Annotated in this window: 20 protein-coding genes and 1 pseudogene; 10 read left to right on the forward strand and 11 right to left on the reverse strand. The window is 33.8% G+C overall.

The window, feature by feature from the left end:
- Positions 1-60: 60 nt before the first annotated feature.
- The 8 genes from BXU10_RS21600 to BXU10_RS21630 all read right to left on the reverse strand — a co-directional run bounded on the left by BXU10_RS21600 (position 61) and on the right by BXU10_RS21630 (position 5317).
- Positions 61-654, reverse strand: a complete 594-nt coding sequence (locus tag BXU10_RS21600; protein WP_078229558.1) for a 2OG-Fe(II) oxygenase — start codon at positions 652-654, stop codon at positions 61-63.
- Positions 655-805: 151 nt separating this feature from the next.
- Positions 806-1081, reverse strand: coding sequence for a hypothetical protein (locus BXU10_RS21605; RefSeq protein WP_078229559.1), 276 nt, complete (start codon positions 1079-1081; stop codon positions 806-808).
- Between the two features lie 80 nt (positions 1082-1161).
- Complete coding sequence (locus BXU10_RS21610; RefSeq protein WP_078229560.1) at positions 1162-2625, reverse strand: AAA family ATPase; 1464 nt, start codon at positions 2623-2625, stop codon at positions 1162-1164.
- Between the two features lie 88 nt (positions 2626-2713).
- On the reverse strand, positions 2714-3832 hold the full coding sequence (locus BXU10_RS21615; RefSeq protein WP_078229561.1) for a VWA domain-containing protein: 1119 nt from the start codon (positions 3830-3832) through the stop codon (positions 2714-2716).
- A 106-nt stretch (positions 3833-3938) separates the two neighbouring features.
- Complete coding sequence (locus BXU10_RS21620) at positions 3939-4319, reverse strand: YchJ family protein (protein ID WP_078229562.1); 381 nt, start codon at positions 4317-4319, stop codon at positions 3939-3941.
- The gene (locus tag BXU10_RS21625) at positions 4309-4542 is read right to left on the reverse strand and encodes a hypothetical protein (RefSeq protein WP_031454789.1); all 234 of its coding nucleotides are present in this window, start codon (positions 4540-4542) and stop codon (positions 4309-4311) included. Before BXU10_RS21625 ends, BXU10_RS21620 begins: the two co-directional genes overlap by 11 nt.
- A gap of 86 nt (positions 4543-4628) precedes the next feature.
- The gene (locus BXU10_RS25085) at positions 4629-4775 is read right to left on the reverse strand and encodes a hypothetical protein (protein WP_167343422.1); all 147 of its coding nucleotides are present in this window, start codon (positions 4773-4775) and stop codon (positions 4629-4631) included.
- Complete coding sequence (locus tag BXU10_RS21630) at positions 4775-5317, reverse strand: hypothetical protein (RefSeq protein WP_078229563.1); 543 nt, start codon at positions 5315-5317, stop codon at positions 4775-4777. Before BXU10_RS21630 ends, BXU10_RS25085 begins: the two co-directional genes overlap by 1 nt.
- A 269-nt stretch (positions 5318-5586) precedes the next feature.
- Between BXU10_RS21630 and BXU10_RS21635 the strand changes: the two genes are divergently transcribed.
- From BXU10_RS21635 to BXU10_RS25820, 4 genes and pseudogenes are all read left to right on the forward strand, one after another.
- Entirely contained in the window at positions 5587-5838 is a 252-nt protein-coding gene (locus BXU10_RS21635) for a hypothetical protein (protein ID WP_078229564.1), read from the forward strand.
- A 297-nt stretch (positions 5839-6135) separates the two neighbouring features.
- Complete coding sequence (locus BXU10_RS21640) at positions 6136-6576, forward strand: KTSC domain-containing protein (protein ID WP_026983258.1); 441 nt, start codon at positions 6136-6138, stop codon at positions 6574-6576.
- A 260-nt stretch (positions 6577-6836) separates the two neighbouring features.
- Positions 6837-7598 carry a DUF4369 domain-containing protein gene (locus BXU10_RS21645; RefSeq protein ID WP_078229565.1) on the forward strand — a complete coding sequence of 254 codons (762 nt, stop codon included), beginning with the start codon at positions 6837-6839 and terminating at the stop codon, positions 7596-7598.
- Positions 7599-7616: 18 nt separating this feature from the next.
- Positions 7617-8003, forward strand: a pseudogene (locus tag BXU10_RS25820) (peroxiredoxin family protein); the annotation flags it as partial.
- 64 nt (positions 8004-8067) lie between these two features.
- Here BXU10_RS25820 and BXU10_RS21655 read toward each other — a convergent pair.
- Positions 8068-9108, reverse strand: coding sequence for a PLP-dependent cysteine synthase family protein (locus BXU10_RS21655; protein ID WP_031454793.1), 1041 nt, complete (start codon positions 9106-9108; stop codon positions 8068-8070).
- Positions 9109-9178: 70 nt separating this feature from the next.
- Positions 9179-11314: a S9 family peptidase gene (locus tag BXU10_RS21660; RefSeq protein WP_078229566.1), complete on the reverse strand. Its 2136-nt coding sequence runs from the start codon at positions 11312-11314 to the stop codon at positions 9179-9181.
- 65 nt (positions 11315-11379) lie between these two features.
- Here BXU10_RS21660 and BXU10_RS21665 point away from each other — a divergent pair, with 65 nt between their 5' ends.
- The gene (locus BXU10_RS21665) at positions 11380-11700 is read left to right on the forward strand and encodes a YbaB/EbfC family nucleoid-associated protein (protein ID WP_031454795.1); all 321 of its coding nucleotides are present in this window, start codon (positions 11380-11382) and stop codon (positions 11698-11700) included.
- Between the two features lie 12 nt (positions 11701-11712).
- Positions 11713-12687, forward strand: coding sequence for a hypothetical protein (locus BXU10_RS21670; RefSeq protein ID WP_078229567.1), 975 nt, complete (start codon positions 11713-11715; stop codon positions 12685-12687).
- A gap of 46 nt (positions 12688-12733) precedes the next feature.
- Here the strand turns inward: BXU10_RS21670 and BXU10_RS21675 are convergent, their stop codons facing one another.
- Positions 12734-13753, reverse strand: coding sequence for a low specificity L-threonine aldolase (locus BXU10_RS21675; RefSeq protein WP_078229568.1), 1020 nt, complete (start codon positions 13751-13753; stop codon positions 12734-12736).
- Positions 13754-13904: 151 nt separating this feature from the next.
- Here BXU10_RS21675 and prfB point away from each other — a divergent pair.
- From prfB to BXU10_RS21695, 4 genes are all read left to right on the forward strand, one after another.
- Positions 13905-15003 (forward strand): peptide chain release factor 2 gene (gene prfB / locus BXU10_RS21680; RefSeq protein ID WP_123922078.1). Its coding sequence is split into 2 segments (ribosomal slippage): positions 13905-13967 and positions 13969-15003, totalling 1098 coding nucleotides; the frame shifts between segments, so codons are not numbered across the junction.
- Between the two features lie 121 nt (positions 15004-15124).
- A complete protein-coding gene (gene msrB / locus BXU10_RS21685) occupies positions 15125-15568 on the forward strand; it encodes a peptide-methionine (R)-S-oxide reductase MsrB (protein ID WP_078229570.1) in 444 nt (147 codons plus the stop codon).
- A gap of 326 nt (positions 15569-15894) precedes the next feature.
- Positions 15895-16893 (forward strand): UDP-3-O-(3-hydroxymyristoyl)glucosamine N-acyltransferase, encoded by a 999-nt coding sequence (lpxD, locus tag BXU10_RS21690; RefSeq protein WP_078229571.1) that lies wholly within the window; start codon positions 15895-15897, stop codon positions 16891-16893.
- A 216-nt stretch (positions 16894-17109) separates the two neighbouring features.
- Positions 17110-18738: an acyl-CoA carboxylase subunit beta gene (locus BXU10_RS21695; protein ID WP_078229572.1), complete on the forward strand. Its 1629-nt coding sequence runs from the start codon at positions 17110-17112 to the stop codon at positions 18736-18738.
- Positions 18739-18826: the final 88 nt, after the last annotated feature.

The raw sequence follows: 18826 nt of genomic DNA on the forward strand, positions 1-18826 counted from the left end.
AACCTGAATTATGATTTTATTATGAAGAAAATAAAGAAATAAACTACTATTCAAAAGAAATTAATCGCTTTTAAGCCAGCCTGTAATACTCATTCTCGTATTTTGGGTCACCAAAACTTCATGCATCAATTCATTGCTTTTAAAAAACACTGTTTTTCCCTGAGTTGGTGAAATCTTTTGATCATTATTTTCCTGATGAATCATCAATTCCCCACCATCAGATTCTTGCCAATTACTATTGAGATAACTAATCATGGAATATTTCCGACTTGGATTATTTTTAAACTGATCCAGATGTTTTAGGTAAAAATCACCTTTTTCATATAAAGAGTAATGAAATTCATAACCCGTGATTCCGGCGTAACAACTCTCATTTAGATAAATGATAAAGGCCTCGATCTGGGCAAAAAAAGCATTTTCAAAAACATTGTTATGTGTTTTATCTAACCAATAAATAGAATCGCTCCTGATTGCGCCATCGTAAGAAAGCTTTTCTGAATTTCCAATTCCTGCTTCTGACAGCAAACTCTTGTGATTTAAATCAAGTAGATTTTGTTTAAGATTATCAGCTAATTCTTTACTTAAAAAATGCTCTGAAATACCTACTTTATTTTCAATATAACTCGCAATCAAATCTTCGAAACTATTTTCCATTTATTGTTTGGGAAAAACTGCAAATACAGCCAACGTAGCAAGGTAGCCGAAATAAAACTGGTAATGGTTCTTTTTGGAAATAATAAACCCGACAAGTTTTTTGCAACCTGTCGGGGCAGAAAGTGAGTTTAAGAAAAGGATACAAAAACTATTAATTTTCTCTTTTTGTATTGTCTACGATTTTATCAATATAATCCTTAGTCAATTCTAACATAAAAGTTGGATCATCCATAGTTTTAATATAATCTATAATTTCTGAACTACTAAAATTCTCTGATAAAAAATTCTCTCCATTTTTCGTAATCATATAATTTTTATCAGTGCTATTCTCAAATTTTTCAAGACCAATTATAAAATTATTTTCTACTAAAACATTCAGGTTTATCATTATATCAGAAGGGAAATCTGCTCTATCAAAAAACTTCATCAAAGTATAAATACCTCTTATTCAGGGATTTCCTGAAATTAAAAATAAAATTAAAATTTGCTTTTTGGTCAGCATACAATTTATAATTTGCTAATATAACTTCCGTACATATCCTTAAACTGATGGCCTGTTGCAAAACGATCTTTGCTTAGTTTTTTATGTTCTACCAATGCCCACAAAATAAATTCTTTCATGAAATACTGATCTTTTTTATCTAATTGAGATTGATATTTTTTTACTAATATATCTAAAGGAGTAACTTCATCCAAAATATTTTGATATTCGGTATCGGAAGCTTCATCCAGTAATTCGAAACCACTTTCTGCAAAGAACCATTCAATTAAATCAGAATATGGCGTTTTTTCACCGGGTTTTTCTAATTTTTCAATCTTCGGAAAGAAATCAGAAAATAAAGTTTTAATAGCAGAACCTATTAAACTCTGAGCTACAACTGCCGCTCCCTCCTGCTCTCCTTCATACACTAATTCTACTTTTCCTGTAATCGCAGGAATGATTCCAATAAAGTCTGATAAACGAAGTGAAGTTTTATCAACACCAGAAATTAAAGCGCGACGCTCTGCGGTACTAATTAAATTTTCAAAGGCTGTAATACTCATTCTGGCACTTACACCACTTTTATTATCGATGTATTCACTTTCTCGTGCTTCAAAGCTTATTTGTTCTAAAATATCTCTCGCGAGTCCAGGAACATATACTATATCTGCCTGATTTTCATCCAGCTTTGCTTCCTGCTCTGTAATGGTTCTGGCAATTGCTACACTTTCCGGGTAATGTGTAAGGATCTGCGAACCGATTCTATCTTTTAAAGGTGTTACAATACTTCCTCGATTGGTATAATCTTCAGGATTTGCCGTAAAAATAAATTGCATATCAAGCGGCATTCTCAACTTAAAACCTCTAATCTGAATATCTCCTTCCTGTAAAATATTGAATAATGCTACCTGAATCCTGGCTTGTAAATCCGGCAATTCATTAATCACAAAAATACAGCGATTCGCTCTCGGAATCATTCCGAAATGTATCACGCGATCATCTGCGTAAGATAACTTCAAATTGGCAGCTTTTATAGGGTCAACATCTCCAATTAAGTCAGCAACCGTTACATCTGGCGTGGCTAATTTTTCAAAGAAACGCTCACTCTTGTGCAGCCATGAAATTGGGGTTTCATCCCCTTTTTCTGCAATTAAATCTTTAGCAAAGCGTGAAATCGGATTGAAAGGATCGTCGTTAATTTCAGAACCCGTTACAAACGGAATATATTCATCTAATAATTCGATCATTTTACGCGCCAGTCTGGTTTTAGCCTGACCGCGAAGTCCTAATAAATTAATATTATGACGGGATAAAATAGCGCGTTCCAATTCCGGAATTACGGTATTCTCGAAACCATGAACACCTTCAAAAACCGGTTTTGCAGATTTGATTTTTTCACGCAGGTTATTTCGCAATTCGTCTTTTATACTTATGCTTTTATATCCTGCAGCTTTTAATTGTCCTAATGTCTTTATATTGTTTATTTCCATTTTTATTGAAATATCGATTGTGTTATTACATTTTGATTTAGAATGGTGTTAGATTCACAGCAATGCATCTCTACAAAACCTTTAAAACTTAACGAACCCTTTTCTTCCTATTCGTTTCATAATCCTCAAAAATCATTTCTCCCAACCCCTTTAATCCGGTGTAAAATGCTTTTCCCTGATTGGCTTCGGTAAAATGATTCACAAATCGCTGTAAATAAGGATCTCTGGCAATCATAAAAGTTGTAATCGGAATGTGTAATTTTCTAGCCTGCTGTGCCTGTGTGTAGCATTTATCAACAATATATTCGTCCAGACCATTGCTGTTCATATAATAAGATCCGTCACGCTCACGTACACAACTTGGTTTGCCGTCGGTAATCATGAAAATTTGCTTGTTTGTATTTCGTTTTCTACGCAAAATATCCATTGCCAATTGTAAACCTGCAACGGTATTGGTATGATAAGGCCCAACCTGCAAATACGGCAAATCTTTAATTGGAATTGTCCAGGCATCGTTTCCAAAAACCAAAATATCAAGTGTATCTTTTGGATAACGTGTTGTGATTAATTCGGCCAAAGCCATTGCTACCTTTTTAGCAGGTGTGATCCGGTCTTCGCCATACAAAATCATACTGTGACTAATGTCAATCATTAAAACGGTACTCATTTGTGCTTTGAACTGGGTTTCTTCAACAACCAGGTCATTTTCGGTCAGCATGAAACTTTCAGCGCCATTGTTTATTTGGGCATTTCTCAAACTTTCTGTCAAAGAAATACGTTCTATACTGTCTCCGAAATTAAACTCACGGAATTCACCGGTATGTTCATCTCCGTTTCCGGCATGTTTGGTTTTGTGATTTCCGCTTCCTGCGCGTTTTAAATTTCCGAAAATCTGATCTAAAGCCTGCTGGCGAATAGCCCTTTCTGTCTTTGCTGTTATTCCAAAACCGGAAGTTCCGTCAGGTTTTGCTTCGTCCTTAATATATCCTTTTTTCTTGAGATCTTCAATAAAATCATCGATTGAGTAATTTTCGTCTGTTAGCTTATATTCCTTATCTAACTCACGAAGCCAGTCAATAGCTTCGTCAAAATCTCCCGAGGTATGGGTAATTAACTCTTTGAAAATGCCAAAAAGTTTTTCAAACGGAGACTGAAAAGGTGCTTCGTACGTCTTGAAATAAAAACCTTTTTTAAATTCGTTTTTCATAATTTTAAAAGTACGTTTTTTTAGAATTATGAAAAAAGAAACGTTTACTAATTTTTAGTTAAAGTATTTAAATAAAACGAACAGTAATTAGTGATGATACTGACAATTATTCAAACTTCCCATCAAGATAAAACCATGCACTATTTTCAAATTTAAAAGTCGAAAACTCATAATGTTCTTGAGGTTTTTGACTACTGTCTAAAAAATAAGCTTTGAATTCGACCGTATTTTCGGTAAAACTTAGAATTTCCAGTTTTTGCCATTTATTGTTCACTGCCCATTTCAAAATTTCACTTTTTGAATAAAATTTTCTTTCTGAAACATAAGTCGTTTCTAAAAGATAATCGGCATTATGAGTCGCGTAAGCCGAATATCTCGAACGCATCAAAGCTAATGCTGTTGGGGCTTTTTGATGCTTTTCAAGATACAATCCGCAACATTCCGCGAACAATAAACCGGTATCGCAAAGGCATTTTTTATTCTCCATCAACCTGCTCTTCGCCATTAAGTTTTACATGCAGCTGATTCAATAAAACCTGATATCGGCTTATTTCTCTCAACTCTTCATCTTCTTCTGCAAAATCCAGCATTTCATCTAATACTTCACTTACATCAAGTAATTTATTATTCGCTTCTCTATTATTCTCTGCAGCAATCAAATCAATGATTTCCTGTACGCTTGCCTTTAAACTCTCAAATTTCGTATTCATATTTTTTGTTGTTACTTTTTGTTTGCTTCGCCAGTTGGACTAAAGTCTCGGGTCAGGTTTCAGGTTGCGTAACGTAACTTGAAACTTTACTCTTCAGTTTTGTTTTCGTTAAACTTTTTAATAATTTCTTTTAGCTTTTCTTTCCTTGCAATTTCTGCCTGTTTTACTTTGTTTTGGGCTTTATGCAATTTGTCATTATGCTTCTTGATATTCCTTTCGTTGTTGCGTCCCATTATATTTCTCTTTTAATTTCGTCTAAAGTCTTCCCGGTATAAATCAATTCATCAATGATTTGCTTTCTTAAATCTGCAATATCATCATAGTCAAAATGTTTTGCCCAGGATGTCAGCTGTTGCAGATTCCGGATTTGTTTGATACGCTTTGTAGTTTCAAAACTCGTTCTCAGAATTGCTTTTTTATCATACTTCGGATTATTTTTGTGCTGATAAGTTACGGTGTTTTTACCATAATCCGCTTCGATATAATACAACTTTTCTTCAGCAGTATCAGGATAAAATTCATTCCAGGCGGCAAAACCTGTTTTTGTTTTAGAAGGAGTTTCCGGCTCCATAGCAATTAATCTCCACTTACTGTTAGCTAATCTTCCCCAATGATTCGAAACACGGTACATTCCGGCTTCGGTATAATAATAAGTGCTTCCTGCTGAACTTTCAAACTGAACTTTCAATCCTTTAATGGCTTCCGGCACGACTTCATTAAAAACACAAAATGTATTTTTAAAGGAATTAGGATGTGGCTTAAAGTTTTTTTGCATGTGCAAATATACTGAGATTGCCGAACTTAGTTGCTATCTTTTATTCTCATTTTGTCACTTCGACGAAGGAGAAGCCACACTGGTTGCTCACCCTCAGTGATTTCTCCTTCGTCGAAATGACAAGTTTGTCGTTACGTTTTGATAAAAAATCACAGATATACACATTTAGAAGATAAAAAAGCTTTTGCGATTCTTTGCGTTAAAATTAACCAGCTAATTTGAACAGAATATTGATTAACTTTGCCCCCTCAATTTAAAATAAAAAACTTATGTCTAAGGATTCACAAGAAAAAATGCCTCAAAAAGGAGTTTACACCGGCATCATCGAAAAAGATGAAAACAACAATTATTTTTGTGGTGAATATCTTTTAGATTATAAAATTGCACATTCAAACTTTACTATTGGAGATTGGATTACAATTAAATCGGTTATTGAAAACCCAAGCGATATCAGTTATGATAAATATCCGAAAAAATCGAAAAACTTCGATAAGGCAAATCATAAACCTGAAAACAAATAATTACTTAAGTTTTAGCTTAAATCCTAAAATATATTATAAAAACAAGTGCCCTAGCCCCGATAGAAGTGGAAATCCTTTTATGCCGGGGTTCGGCATGAAAGATTAGAACGGATAGCGGGAACAGCTCCTTATTTTTTACATTTCCTAATTGACTCATTATCTAATTTTTGCTTATTTTCTGAATATTTTTTCTATCAAAAGTAAAAAGTTAAAAAAAAGTGTACCTTTGCAAAAAATTTGTCTTTTTGAACAATTAACATCAATTTCAAACTAATAGACAAGTAGTTACCTTTATTTATGAAAAAAATAGTTGAATACAGAAAGTTACTAAACGTAGACAAAACTGCAGAATTAAAAGATTTAAAAACCATTTATCGTAATGCGATGAAAGAATCTCATCCTGATAAATTTCAGGGAGATGATGCTGGTTTGAAAGCTGCAGAAGAAAAAAGTAAAGCTATCATTGAGGCATATCACTTTTTAGTAAGTATTAATCCTGAGACGATTAAAGCTAATTTACCTGAATATACTGAAACGATTTCGACTTGTTCAATTACAGATTATAAGTTTGTTGAAGGTCGTTTGATCATCGATTTTTCTAACGGAAGTGTTTACGAATATATTAGTGTTCCTAAAGCAACTTACGTGAAAATGGTTAATGCAGATTCTCCGGGAAGATTCGCAAAAAGACACATTTTAAACTCTTTTACCTGGAGAAAGAAAACAAATCAGGAATAGAGATTCTACAATACTATTTTCAAAAGCATTCTGACACCAGAATGCTTTTTTTATGCTAAAAAGTGATAAAATCATTGATTTAATTCTGAATAATAAAATTATTAGCTGTTTTTTAATTAAAAAAAATCAATTAAAACACTATCTATAAAGCAGTTGACATAAAAAAAACTATAACAAAATTTTAGGTAGTAAAATTATTGATGTTCTATATTTTTAAATACTTTTGTTGCACAAATCAATTAACTAATTAATTTTTTATAATGAAAAAAATATTTTTTTTACTTACCGCTTCTGCAGCGATAATTTCTTGCAGTAAAGTTAAAGACGGAGAATTCCTTATTACCGGAACTGCAAAAGGAATTGAGAACGGAAAAACAATAATTCTTCAAGGGCAGGATCCAACAACAATGGCTCCTTTAGCACTTGACACTGTAAAAGTTGAAAATGGAAAATTTGAAATAAAAGGAAAAGTTACTGAACCTGCTTTTCATACTTTGATTGTTCAGGATTTACAAGGTCCGGTTCCGTTTATCTTAGAAACTGGTGAAATTAAAATTGACGTTGATAAAGATAGTATTCACAAATCAAAAATTTCCGGAACTTACAGTAATGACGAGTATGTAAAATTCAACGAAGATCTTACTAAAGTTCAAAAAAGATTAATGGATTTTCAGAAAAAAAACACTCAAACTATGCAGGCTGCTCAGCAAAAACAAGACACAGCAGTTATCAATGGTTTAATGAAAGAATATATGGCTATTCAAACTGATGTTCAGGCTGAATCTAAAAAGAAATACACAGCTTATGCTGAAACTCACCCAAAATCATTTATCTCAGCTTTAATTATCCAAAGTTTAATTAATGACCCTGCGGCAGATTTCAAAAAAACAGAAGCTTTATACAACTCTTTAGATGAGTCTTTAAAAAACACAAAGCCAGGAAAAGCTATTAAAGAAAAAATTGGCCAAATGAAAATGCCTGCAGTAGGTGCATCAGCTCCTCCGTTTGGCAGCGCTAAATGAAGATCAGATTTTTCAGCTCCTAATCCTGAAGGTAAAACAGTTTCGCTTAAAGAAAGTTTAGGAAAAGTAACAATTGTAGATTTTTGGGCTTCATGGTGCGGACCATGCAGAAAAGAAAACCCAAATGTTGTAGCAATATACAAAGAACTGCACTCAAAAGGACTGAACATCATAGGTGTTTCTTTAGACAAGGAAGCATCAGCCTGGAAAGAAGCCATAGCAAAAGACAATTTAAGCTGGACACAGGTTTCAAACTTAAAATCCTGGGAAGAACCCATTGCAAAGCAATATAATGTACAATCTATCCCCGCAACCTTTATACTTGATTCATCAGGAAAAGTCGTTGCACAGGATTTAAGAGGTCCTGAATTAAGAGCAAAAATTTTAGAGCTTTTAGCAAAATAACACCAATAAAAAAACTCCAGATGAAAATCTGGAGTTTTTTTTATGTCTAAAAGTAAATTTTTAATTACTTTACAAATTCAATTTTTTGAACTTCTTCTTCGTTAACACTATCAAAGAATCCTTGTTCATTCATCCAGTCATCACTAAATACCTTACTCATGTAACGAGATCCGTGATCAGGAAAAATAGCAATAATATTACTGTCTTTTGTAAATTCTCCTTCTTCTGCGTACTGCTTAATTGCCTGCATTACAGCACCGGAAGTATATCCTACAAACAAACCTTCTTTACGGGTAATTTCTCTGGCTGTATGAGCACTCTCTTCATCCGTTACTTTCATAAACTTATCGATAATATCAAAATCAGTCGCTGAAGGAATTAAGTTCTTGCCTAAGCCTTCAATTCGGTATGGATATATTTCTTTATTATCGAATTCTCTTGTTTCATGATATTTTTTCAATACCGATCCAAAAGCATCAACACCTAAGATTTTAATATTTGGATTTTGTTCTTTTAAGAATTTTGCAGTCCCTGAGATTGTTCCCCCGGTTCCGCTACAAGCAACAAGGTGCGTAATTTGTCCTTTGGTCTGTTTCCAAATTTCAGGACCAGTAGTATTGTAGTGTGCATCAATATTTAGCTGATTAAAATATTGATTGATGTAAACAGAACCTTTTGTTTCTTCATGTAAACGTTTTGCAACGTTGTAATACGATCTTTCATCATCTGCTGAAACGTGAGCCGGGCAAACATAAACCTTTGCTCCTAAACTTCTCAACATGTCAATTTTATCTTTGGATGATTTTGAGCTTACTGCCAATATACAGTTATAACCTTTTATAATACTTACCATCGCCAAACTAAAACCTGTATTTCCGGATGTTGTTTCAATTATGGTATCACCTGGAGATAAAATCCCTCTTTTCTCAGCTTCTTCAATAATATATAATGCTATTCTATCTTTTGACGAATGTCCCGGATTAAAAGCTTCTACCTTTGCGTAGAAATTTCCTTCTAACCCTTCGGTGACTTTATTTAGCTTAATAAGTGGGGTGTTACCTATTAACTCTAAAACATTATTATAAGCATTTATTTCTTCTTTCATAAAAAAATAGTTAATCAAAGGTAATTTTAAATAACCTTGATAGGTTGCAAATTTAACAAAAAATTTCTAATTAGCTTTGTATTTTCTCTAAATCTAATAAAAAACTAAATTCCTTTGCTAAGTCTTTTAAAGCTTGGAAACGCCCTGAAGCCCCGCCATGACCAGCATCCATGTTAGTATCTAAAAACAGCACAGTGTCATTTGTTTTTAAACTCCTAAGTTTGGCCACCCATTTGGCTGGTTCCCAATATTGAACCTGCGAATCATGCAATCCGGTAGAAACATACATATTAGGATATTTTTGCTCTTTTACATTATCATATGGTGAATACGATAACATATAATCATAATATTTTTTATTATTCGGGTTACCCCATTCATCATACTCACCTGTTGTCAGCGGAATACTATCATCCAACATTGTCGTAATAACATCTACAAAAGGCACCTGAGCAATAACTCCGTTATACAATTCAGGGGCTTCATTTACGATAACGCCCATCAAAAGTCCTCCGGCAGATCCTCCCTCTGCATATAAATGTTTAGCAGAAGTATATTTCTCGTTTATTACAAATTTAGAGCAATCAATGAAATCTGTAAAGGTATTTTTCTTTTTTAACAGTTTTCCATCTTCATACCATTGCCTTCCCAAGTCCTCACCTCCCCTAATATGAGCTATAGCGAACACAAATCCGCGATCAAGCAAAGAAAGTCTTGTTGATGAAAAATAAGTATCCATCGTGATTCCGTATGAACCATACGCATATAGCAATAACGGATTTTTGCCATCTTTCTCTAGTCCTTTACGGTAAATCATAGAAATAGGCACTTTAACTCCATCTCTCGCTGTTACCCAGACTCTTTCTTCGATGTAATTGTTTTTATCAAATTTACCACCTAAAACCTCTTGCTCTTTTAAGATTTCTTTAGTTTTAGTTTTCATATTAAAATCAATTACAGACGATGGTGTTGCCAGCGATTGGTAGCTGTAACGCAAAACATCCGTATCAAAATCAACATTTGTTGTAGTATAAGCGTTATATGTTTCACTTCCAAAAGGCAAATAATAATCCGGTTCGTCATTCCATGGCATGATTCGGATATGATTTAAGCCGTTTGAGCGTTCTTCAACCACTAAATAATTTTTGAATATTTCGATATCTTCCAATAAAACATCTTCACGATGTGGAATAACATCTTTCCAGAATTTTTTCTCTGTTCTGTTTTCTGGCGTTTTCATCAACTTAAAGTTGGTTGCCTTATCTTTATTGGTCAAAATATAAAATGAGTCTTCGTAATGCGAAATACTGTATTCTAAACCACGAACACGTGTCTGAAATACTGCAAATTCACCATCAGGATTATCCGAATTTAAAATCCTGTATTCTGTCGTTAAAGTACTTCCTGAACCAATAACAATATATTTTCTTGATTTTTCTTTACTTACTGATACATTAAAAGTATCATCTGTTTCATTAAAAACCAAAACATCAGTTGCAGCATCTGTATTTAATTTATGTCTGAACACTTTATCAGATCGTAAAGTAACTTCGTCTTGTCTGACATAAAAAATGGTATTGTTATCATTTGCCCAAACTGATTCTCCAGTTGCATTTTCTATTTTATCTGCGAGAATTTCTCCGGTTTCTAAGTTTTTAATCTGAATTGTGTAAATTCTTCTCCCCACAATATCAACAGCAAAACTCGCAAATTTGTTATCGGGACTAACACTTAAGCCTCCTAATTTAAAGTAAGCATGATCTTTTGCCAATTCATTGCAATTAAACATGATTTCTTCTTCAGCAGAAAGACTTCCTTTTTTTCTTGAAAAAATAGGATAATCCTGTCCTGTTTCAAAACGGGTAATATAATAATACCCATTATAGAAATATGGAACAGAAGAATCATCTTCTTTAATTCTGCCTTTCATCTCCTCGTATAAAGCATCCTGAAGACCTTTAGTGTGCGAAGTCATACTTTCGTAGTAGGCATTTTCCTGTTTTAGATAATCAATAACCTCCGGATTTTCTCTGTCATTGAGCCAAAAATAATTATCGATTCGGACTTCTTTATGCTTTTTTAATGATTTAGGAATTAATTTGGCTTGTGGAGCCGGTATATTGTTTAGCATTGATTGGGCATTAGTTTTTATATAAGACAAGGCAAAAATAACACATAGAGAGTAGAACAGGATTAATTTTTTCATAAAATATTACTTTATTATATATTGTAATAAACTAATTTTGTTGAAATAATTTAAAATCAACAAAAATGGATTTAATGGGAATGATGGGAAAACTTAAAGAAACCCAACAAAAAATTGAAGATACAAAAAAACGCTTAGATACAGTTTTAATTGATGAGCAAAGTGCCGACGGATTATTAAAAGTAACATTAACAGCAAACAGAAAAGTAAAATCAATTTCTATTGATGACTCTTTACTTGAAGATAAAGAACAATTGGAAGATTATTTAATTGTAACGCTAAATAAAGCAATTGAAAAAGCAACCAGGGTAAACGAACAAGAGCTTGATGCTGTTGCTAAAATGGATATGCCAATGATTCCGGGAATGGATAATCTTTTTAAGTAATCTAAACCACATATGAAACTAACATACAAAACTCTGGCAATTACTTTTGCCAGTTTATTTTTATTTTCCTGTGTAAATGATTCATCAAACCCAAAGGATGAATCAGTTAAAGATGATTTTAATTTTTTAGCAGTAACATTTGCAGGAAAAATAAACAAAATTGGAAACAACAGTGGACAAATTACGTCTTATTCAGAATTTGAAGGACTAACTTCTAATACAATAAATCTAAACACAGTCACTTCGAGTACTGATAAGATTTTTTTAGTCGAATATCATCCACCCTCAAATAAGATTTTTGTTTTTGATAAAAAAACAAAAAAAACGACCTCTAAATCATTAGTTTTCCCAACTGAAGTAACTGGTCCAAATCCATCAATTTCTGCACTTATATGGGATAATTCGAAAAAAATTCTTCATGGAATAATTGTACCAAACACCTATATTACACCTGTAAATAGCATATCGTATTATGTAAAAATCAATCCAGATACTTTTGAAGTTTCATATTCAGGTTTAAGTTTCGATCAAACTGCTTCCTTTTCGACTTTTTTAAATGGAAATAAATTATATAGTTCTTATAACAATCAGGACACTTATGAAATTGACACGGAAAACAACACTGCAAAAAAGGCATTATTCAACAATACCAATTTTTCATTTTTAAAAGCTGCTGTTTTTTCAAACAACTCAGTATACTGCATAACAAATAAAACAGGTGTCGTAGGCAATACAATTGTAAAAATTGATTTAACAAACAATACTTCCGAAGATTTACTACCTAACGACAATTTAGGATATACATATCTTAACGGACCTGGATACATCGACAAAAATAATAATGAATATATATGCTGTGTACAAAAAGGATCTGAAATATTTGTTCTTTTAAAATTTAATGTTTTGTCTAAAACTTATAAATATTTCGAACTAAAATCGGATACTTCAATTGACAGTAATTTCATAATAGTAGATCAAATAAATTAAAAAAGGCAGGTAAATCCTGCCTTTTTTAATTTATTTGATCTTAACTTTAAAACTTCTGAAGCGTCTCAATAACATAGGTATGCATTACTTCTTTATAATCCAAATGTGTTACAATTCTAAGTTTATTGTGCCCCATAGAACTAATAAGAATATTTTTCTGTTTTAATTTCTCTATTAAAAGTTTATCACTATACCCTTCTGCCAGAGAAAAAATTAAAATATTAGTTTCTACAGGTTCGATTGCCGCAATCCATGACTTAGTACTTAAAACTGCTGCTATTTCCTTTGCTCTGCGGTGATCTTCGGCTAGTCTTTCAATATTATGTGCCAACGCATACAATCCTGCTGCAGCTAAATAACCAACCTGACGCATCCCACCTCCCAGTATCTTCCTGATTCTTAACGCCCTGTGAATATCTGCTTTAGTCCCCAACAGGATTGACCCTATCGGAGCCCCTAATCCTTTTGATAAACAAACTGAAATAGTATCGAAAATAGCTCCAAATTCTTTGGGATTCTGCCTTTTTGCAACCAATGCATTCCAAATTCTAGCTCCATCCAGATGGAACTTCAAATTATTGGCATCGCAGACTTTTTTTATTTCCCATAAATCTTCCAGTTCATAACAGGCACCACCTCCTTTATTTGTAGTATTTTCCACACAAACTAAACTCGTTAACGGACTGTGATAAAACTCCGGATCATTAATTGCAGCAGCAACTTTTGCCGCATTTATCATTCCTCTGTCTCCATCTAATAAACAGCATGAAACTCCGCTATTAAAAGAAACTCCACCGCCTTCATAATGATAAACATGAGCATACTTGTCGGCGATTAATTGTTCTCCGGGTTGTGTGTGGAGTTTAATTGCGGCTTGATTCGCCATAGTTCCTGACGGAAAAAAAAGCCCAGCTTCCATACCAAAAAATTCAGCTACCCTGGTCTCTAATTCGATAACCGTCGGATCTTGTCTATATACATCATCGCCAACATGAGCGTTGAACATATACTGCAGCATTTCGTAGCTAGGCTTGGTAATAGTATCGCTGATTAAATTTATTTCCATATTCTAAAAACTATATCTTATTTTTGTAGTGCAAAATTACGTATAACTGATAGTTATTAACAGCGAGTTTTAATAAATTTTAACTTGCGGTTTATTACTCAACCAAATTAACGTAATATTTGTAAAAAAAATATAAAACTACTATTAATTTATGACAACAGCCGAACAAGTAAAAGGTATTGTGGAGCGCCTAGGTGCGTTGAGGAGGTATCTTTGACGTTGATGCCAAGCTAATCGAAATTGCAAACGAAGAAGAAAAAACTTTTGCTCCTGATTTTTGGAACAAACCAAAAGAAGCAGAAATCATTGTAAAAAATCTTCGAAACAAAAAAAAATGGATCGAAGATTACAATAAAGCTGTCGAACTCACAGATGAACTTCAGCTTGCTTATGATTTTTATAAAGAAGGAGAACTTTCTGTAGAGGAATTGGATGAAAATTACAATACAACGCAGCTGCACATTGAAAACATCGAATTTAAAAACATGCTTTCTGACGAAGGCGACAGCCTTAGCGCTGTAGTTCAGATTACTGCCGGTGCCGGTGGGACAGAAAGTTGTGACTGGGCTGGAATGCTGATGCGTATGTACATGATGTGGGGAGAAAGTTATGGCTATAAAATAAAGGAACTTAACTTTCAGGAAGGTGATGTTGCCGGAATAAAAACCGTAACTTTAGAATTCGAAGGTGATTATTCTTTTGGCTATCTGAAAGGTGAAAATGGTGTACACCGTCTGGTTAGAATTTCACCTTTTGACAGTAATGCCAAACGACATACATCATTTGTATCTGTTTATGTCTATCCTCTTGTCGATGACAGTATTGAAATTGATATTAATCCTGCGGATATTGAGATTACAACTTCTCGTTCCAGCGGTGCCGGAGGGCAGAACGTAAACAAAGTTGAAACGAAAGTCCAATTGGTACACAAACCAACCGGAATTCAGATTCAGTGTTCAGAAACACGCTCCCAGCAGGATAACAGACAGCGTGCCATGCAGATGCTTCGTTCTCAATTGTATGAAATTGAATTGAAAAAACAGCAGGCCCAACGTGCAGATATTGAAGCCGGAAAGATGAAAATCGAATGGGGCTCGCAAATACGTAATTATGTAATGCAGCCTTATAAATTGGTAAAAGATGTTCGTACCGGTTATGAAACCAGTGATGTTGATGGTGTAATGAACGGAAATATTGATCCGTTTTTAAAAGCTTTCTTAATGATGATGGGGCAAAAAGAAGAGGAATAAATTTAATCCATTTAAAATTTTTACCGTTAAGGCATTAAGATTCTAAGCATTGCTTAGCTTATTTTTCTTAATACCTTAACGGTTAAACTTCAAAAAATAATTTCATTTAAAGTATACTATTATGATTAAATGGGCAGACGTAATTCATTTTACAAATAAAGGAAATCCAACTCCGGACAATAGAGTTGAGAAAACAGAAGAAGAATGGAAGCAGCTTTTAACTCCTGAAGAGTATCAGGTAACACGTTTAAAAGGCACTGAAAGATCTTTCAGTTCTGAACTTTGCAGTCTGTTTGATCCGGGAATATATGAATGTAAATGTTGTGGTACTTTGCTTTTTGACGCATCTGAAAAATTTGAATCCGGAACCGGCTGGCCTTCTTTTACGCAACCAATCAAAGAAAATGCTATTGGCTATCATGCCGACAAATCATACGGAATGATTCGTGTTGAAGTAGTCTGCAATACCTGCGATGCACATTTAGGGCATGTTTTCCCTGATGGACCTGAACCAAGCGGTCTAAGATATTGCATAAATGCTGTTTCACTTTCTAAAGTAAAATAATGAAAAACACCAAAGGAATTCCTTTTAAAAATGAATTGCTTTTTTTTATTCTTCCATGCTTAACAAAAAATTGTAAGTTACTGCTTATCAATAACAAAATCACTCATTTTTACTTAGTAAAAATACTGAAGTAAAGTCTGTTATAGTTTATATCCTCCAACAAACACGATAAGCAAAATTAAAAAATCATAGAAAATAACTTAATAAATGTTAAAATTTCAATATATACTCATAATTTTAAACAAACTAAAAAAAAATATTAGGTAATTAAAATCTAATTGGTTTTATTTGGCAAAAAATAACCTATTAAGCAATTAATTCATTAGATGAAATCCTATTCAATTCAAGAAATTAACGAAGTCATAAAAGGCGTAATTTATGGCACTACATCTCAGTGTATTACAGCTACAGAGCAATTAGATAAAGCTACCTCTAGTGATATCTCATTTATAGGGAATAAAAAATACGAAAAATTATGGGAAGGTTCGAAAGCTTCCATTGCAGTTGTTAATGAAGACATCTCTATTGAACCTGGAGAAAATCGTGCTTTTATTAAAGTTAAAAATGCTGATTTGGCGATGTCACAGATTTTAGCTCTTTTTGCTCCGCCTACACCGGTATTTCACAATAATATTCATAAAACAGCAATTATCGATGAAACAGCTATTGTTGGCGAAGGTGCAAGAATTGGCGCTGGCTGCTATATTGGTCCAAAAGTAGAAATTGGAGCAAATGTTACAATCTATCCAAATGTTACAATTTTAGACGAATGTACTATTGGCAAAGACACAATTATATGGTCCGGAGCAGTTGTTCGTGAACGTTGTCATATTGGTAACGATTGTATTATTCATCCAAATGCAACAATTGGAGCAGATGGTTTTGGTTTCCGCCCTTGCAGTGAAAAAGGTTTGGTGAAAATTCCACAAATCGGAAATGTAATTATTGGAAACGGAGTTGAAATTGGAGCTAATTCATGCGTAGATCGCGGAAAATTCAGTTCAACTGTTCTTGGTGATGGCTGCAAAATTGATAATTTAGTTCAGATTGGACATAATAGCAAATTAGGTAAATTTTGTATAATGGCCGGAAATAGTGGTTTAGCCGGTTCTGTAACTTTAGGAAATGGCGTTATTATTGGCGGAAGCGCTTCTATAAAAGATCATACTACAATTGGCGACGGAGCTATTGTTGGTGCGGGTTCAGGTGTAACGGGAGATATTCCGGCAGGCAAAACAATGCTTGGATATCCTGCTGTTGAAGCACGTGATGCCTTGAAACAATGGGCTATTTTAAAACGATTGGTTTGTGATTCTAAAAAATAATCTAAACATATTTAAATATTCAAAAAACAGAAGTTTCGCTTCTGTTTTTTTGTTTTATAACAAGTTCAGAATATTCTATTTTCCTCCTGAAATCATTTATTCTTTTGAATATTTAGGACACTCTTTTCATTCCTTCTTCAGGAAATATTTTATTATGTAGGTTTCAATTGATTTTGTAAATTAGCCAACACTATTTTGTAAAAACATCAATTTCTTATGGATTTAAACTTCAATAAAAACGAAGATCACAATAAACTATTACTTTCCGAATTGAAACAAAAATTTGCCAAAATAAAATTGGGCGGAGGCGAAAAACGCATTCAAAAATTACACGCTGAAGGTAAAATGACTGCTCGTGAACGTATTGATTATTTGTTGGATGAAAATTCTAAAAGCATAGAAATTGGAGGTTTCGTTGGAGAAGGAATGTATGCAGAACATGGCGGATGTCCTTCTGGGGGAGTAGTAATCAAAATAGGATATATTCGAGGAAAACAGTGTATCGTTGTCGCTAATGATGCTACTGTCAAAGCAGGTGCCTGGTTCCCAATTACAGGAAAGAAAAATTTACGTGCGCAGGAAATTGCCATGGAAAACAGATTGCCCATTATTTATTTGGTAGATAGTGCCGGTGTGTATTTACCGCTTCAGGATGAGATTTTCCCGGATAAAGAACATTTCGGACGAATCTTTAGAAACAATGCCCAAATGAGCAGCATGGGAATTACTCAAATTGCTGCTGTGATGGGAAGCTGTGTTGCCGGGGGAGCTTATCTTCCAATTATGAGCGATGAAGCTTTAATCGTGGACAAAACAGGAAGTATTTTCCTTGCCGGAAGTTATTTGGTTAAAGCTGCAATTGGAGAAACAATTGATAACGAAACATTAGGAGGCGCCACAACACATTGCGAAATCTCTGGCGTAACCGATTATAAAGCAAAAGATGATAAAGATGCTTTAGATAAAATCAAAAATATTGTAGATAAGATTGGTGATTACGATAAAGCTGGCTATAACCGAATCAAAGCTGAAAAACCTGCTTTAGAACCTAAGGATATTTACGGAATCCTGCCAAAAGCCAGAAACGAACAATATGATATGATGGAAATTATCAATCGATTGGTTGACAATTCTGAATTTGAAGCTTATAAAGATGGTTATGGTCAAACTATAATAACAGGTTATGCCCGAATTGATGGCTGGGCTGTTGGAATTGTAGCGAACCAGAGAAAAGTAGTCAAAACCAAAAAAGGCGAAATGCAGTTTGGCGGTGTAATTTACTCAGACAGCGCTGACAAAGCCACCCGTTTTATTGCAAATTGCAATCAGAAAAAAATCCCATTAGTGTTTCTACAAGATGTTACAGGTTTTATGGTTGGCTCAAAATCTGAACATGGCGGAATCATAAAAGATGGAGCCAAAATGGTCAATGCCGTTAGTAATTCGGTTGTACCCAAATTTACTGTTATTGTAGGTAATTCATACGGAGCAGGAAATTATGCCATGTGCGGAAAAGCCTATGACCCAAGATTAATTTTTGCATGGCCAAGTGCAGAACTTGCAGTTATGGGAGGAACTCAGGCCGCAAAAGTTCTGGCACAAATTGAAGCTTCTTCGCTTAAAGCAAAAGGAGAAATCATAGACGAGGCGAAAGAAGCTGAATTATTCAACAAAATAAAAGCACGTTACGATGAGCAGACTTCTCCATATTATGCCGCTTCAAGATTATGGACAGATGCTATTATTGATCCTCTTGATACACGTACATGGATTTCTATAGGAATCGAAGCTGCCAACCACGCTCCTATTCAAAAACCATTCAATATGGGTGTTATTCAGGTCTGATTTCAAGAATTCTCAGAATGCGTTAAATAAATCGTAAAAAACTTATTTTCAGCTACTTAAAATAAATACATCACTAAAAATTAGTAAC

Origin of the sequence: Flavobacterium sp. LM4, from assembly GCF_002017935.1 — a bacterium.
GTDB classification, from domain to species: Bacteria; Bacteroidota; Bacteroidia; order Flavobacteriales; family Flavobacteriaceae; genus Flavobacterium; species Flavobacterium chungangense.

Coding starts and splice junctions, on each gene's coding strand:
- BXU10_RS21600 (WP_078229558.1), bottom strand. CDS start 654: ATGGAAAATAGTTTCGAAGATTTGATTGCGAGTTATATTGAAAATAAA.
- BXU10_RS21605 (WP_078229559.1), bottom strand. CDS start 1,081: ATGAAGTTTTTTGATAGAGCAGATTTCCCTTCTGATATAATGATAAAC.
- BXU10_RS21610 (WP_078229560.1), bottom strand. CDS start 2,625: ATGGAAATAAACAATATAAAGACATTAGGACAATTAAAAGCTGCAGGA.
- BXU10_RS21615 (WP_078229561.1), bottom strand. CDS start 3,832: ATGAAAAACGAATTTAAAAAAGGTTTTTATTTCAAGACGTACGAAGCA.
- BXU10_RS21620 (WP_078229562.1), bottom strand. CDS start 4,319: ATGGAGAATAAAAAATGCCTTTGCGATACCGGTTTATTGTTCGCGGAA.
- BXU10_RS21625 (WP_031454789.1), bottom strand. CDS start 4,542: ATGAATACGAAATTTGAGAGTTTAAAGGCAAGCGTACAGGAAATCATT.
- BXU10_RS25085 (WP_167343422.1), bottom strand. CDS start 4,775: ATGGGACGCAACAACGAAAGGAATATCAAGAAGCATAATGACAAATTG.
- BXU10_RS21630 (WP_078229563.1), bottom strand. CDS start 5,317: ATGCAAAAAAACTTTAAGCCACATCCTAATTCCTTTAAAAATACATTT.
- BXU10_RS21635 (WP_078229564.1), top strand. CDS start 5,587: ATGTCTAAGGATTCACAAGAAAAAATGCCTCAAAAAGGAGTTTACACC.
- BXU10_RS21640 (WP_026983258.1), top strand. CDS start 6,136: ATGAAAAAAATAGTTGAATACAGAAAGTTACTAAACGTAGACAAAACT.
- BXU10_RS21645 (WP_078229565.1), top strand. CDS start 6,837: ATGAAAAAAATATTTTTTTTACTTACCGCTTCTGCAGCGATAATTTCT.
- BXU10_RS21655 (WP_031454793.1), bottom strand. CDS start 9,108: ATGAAAGAAGAAATAAATGCTTATAATAATGTTTTAGAGTTAATAGGT.
- BXU10_RS21660 (WP_078229566.1), bottom strand. CDS start 11,314: ATGAAAAAATTAATCCTGTTCTACTCTCTATGTGTTATTTTTGCCTTG.
- BXU10_RS21665 (WP_031454795.1), top strand. CDS start 11,380: ATGGATTTAATGGGAATGATGGGAAAACTTAAAGAAACCCAACAAAAA.
- BXU10_RS21670 (WP_078229567.1), top strand. CDS start 11,713: ATGAAACTAACATACAAAACTCTGGCAATTACTTTTGCCAGTTTATTT.
- BXU10_RS21675 (WP_078229568.1), bottom strand. CDS start 13,753: ATGGAAATAAATTTAATCAGCGATACTATTACCAAGCCTAGCTACGAA.
- msrB (WP_078229570.1), top strand. CDS start 15,125: ATGATTAAATGGGCAGACGTAATTCATTTTACAAATAAAGGAAATCCA.
- lpxD (WP_078229571.1), top strand. CDS start 15,895: ATGAAATCCTATTCAATTCAAGAAATTAACGAAGTCATAAAAGGCGTA.
- BXU10_RS21695 (WP_078229572.1), top strand. CDS start 17,110: ATGGATTTAAACTTCAATAAAAACGAAGATCACAATAAACTATTACTT.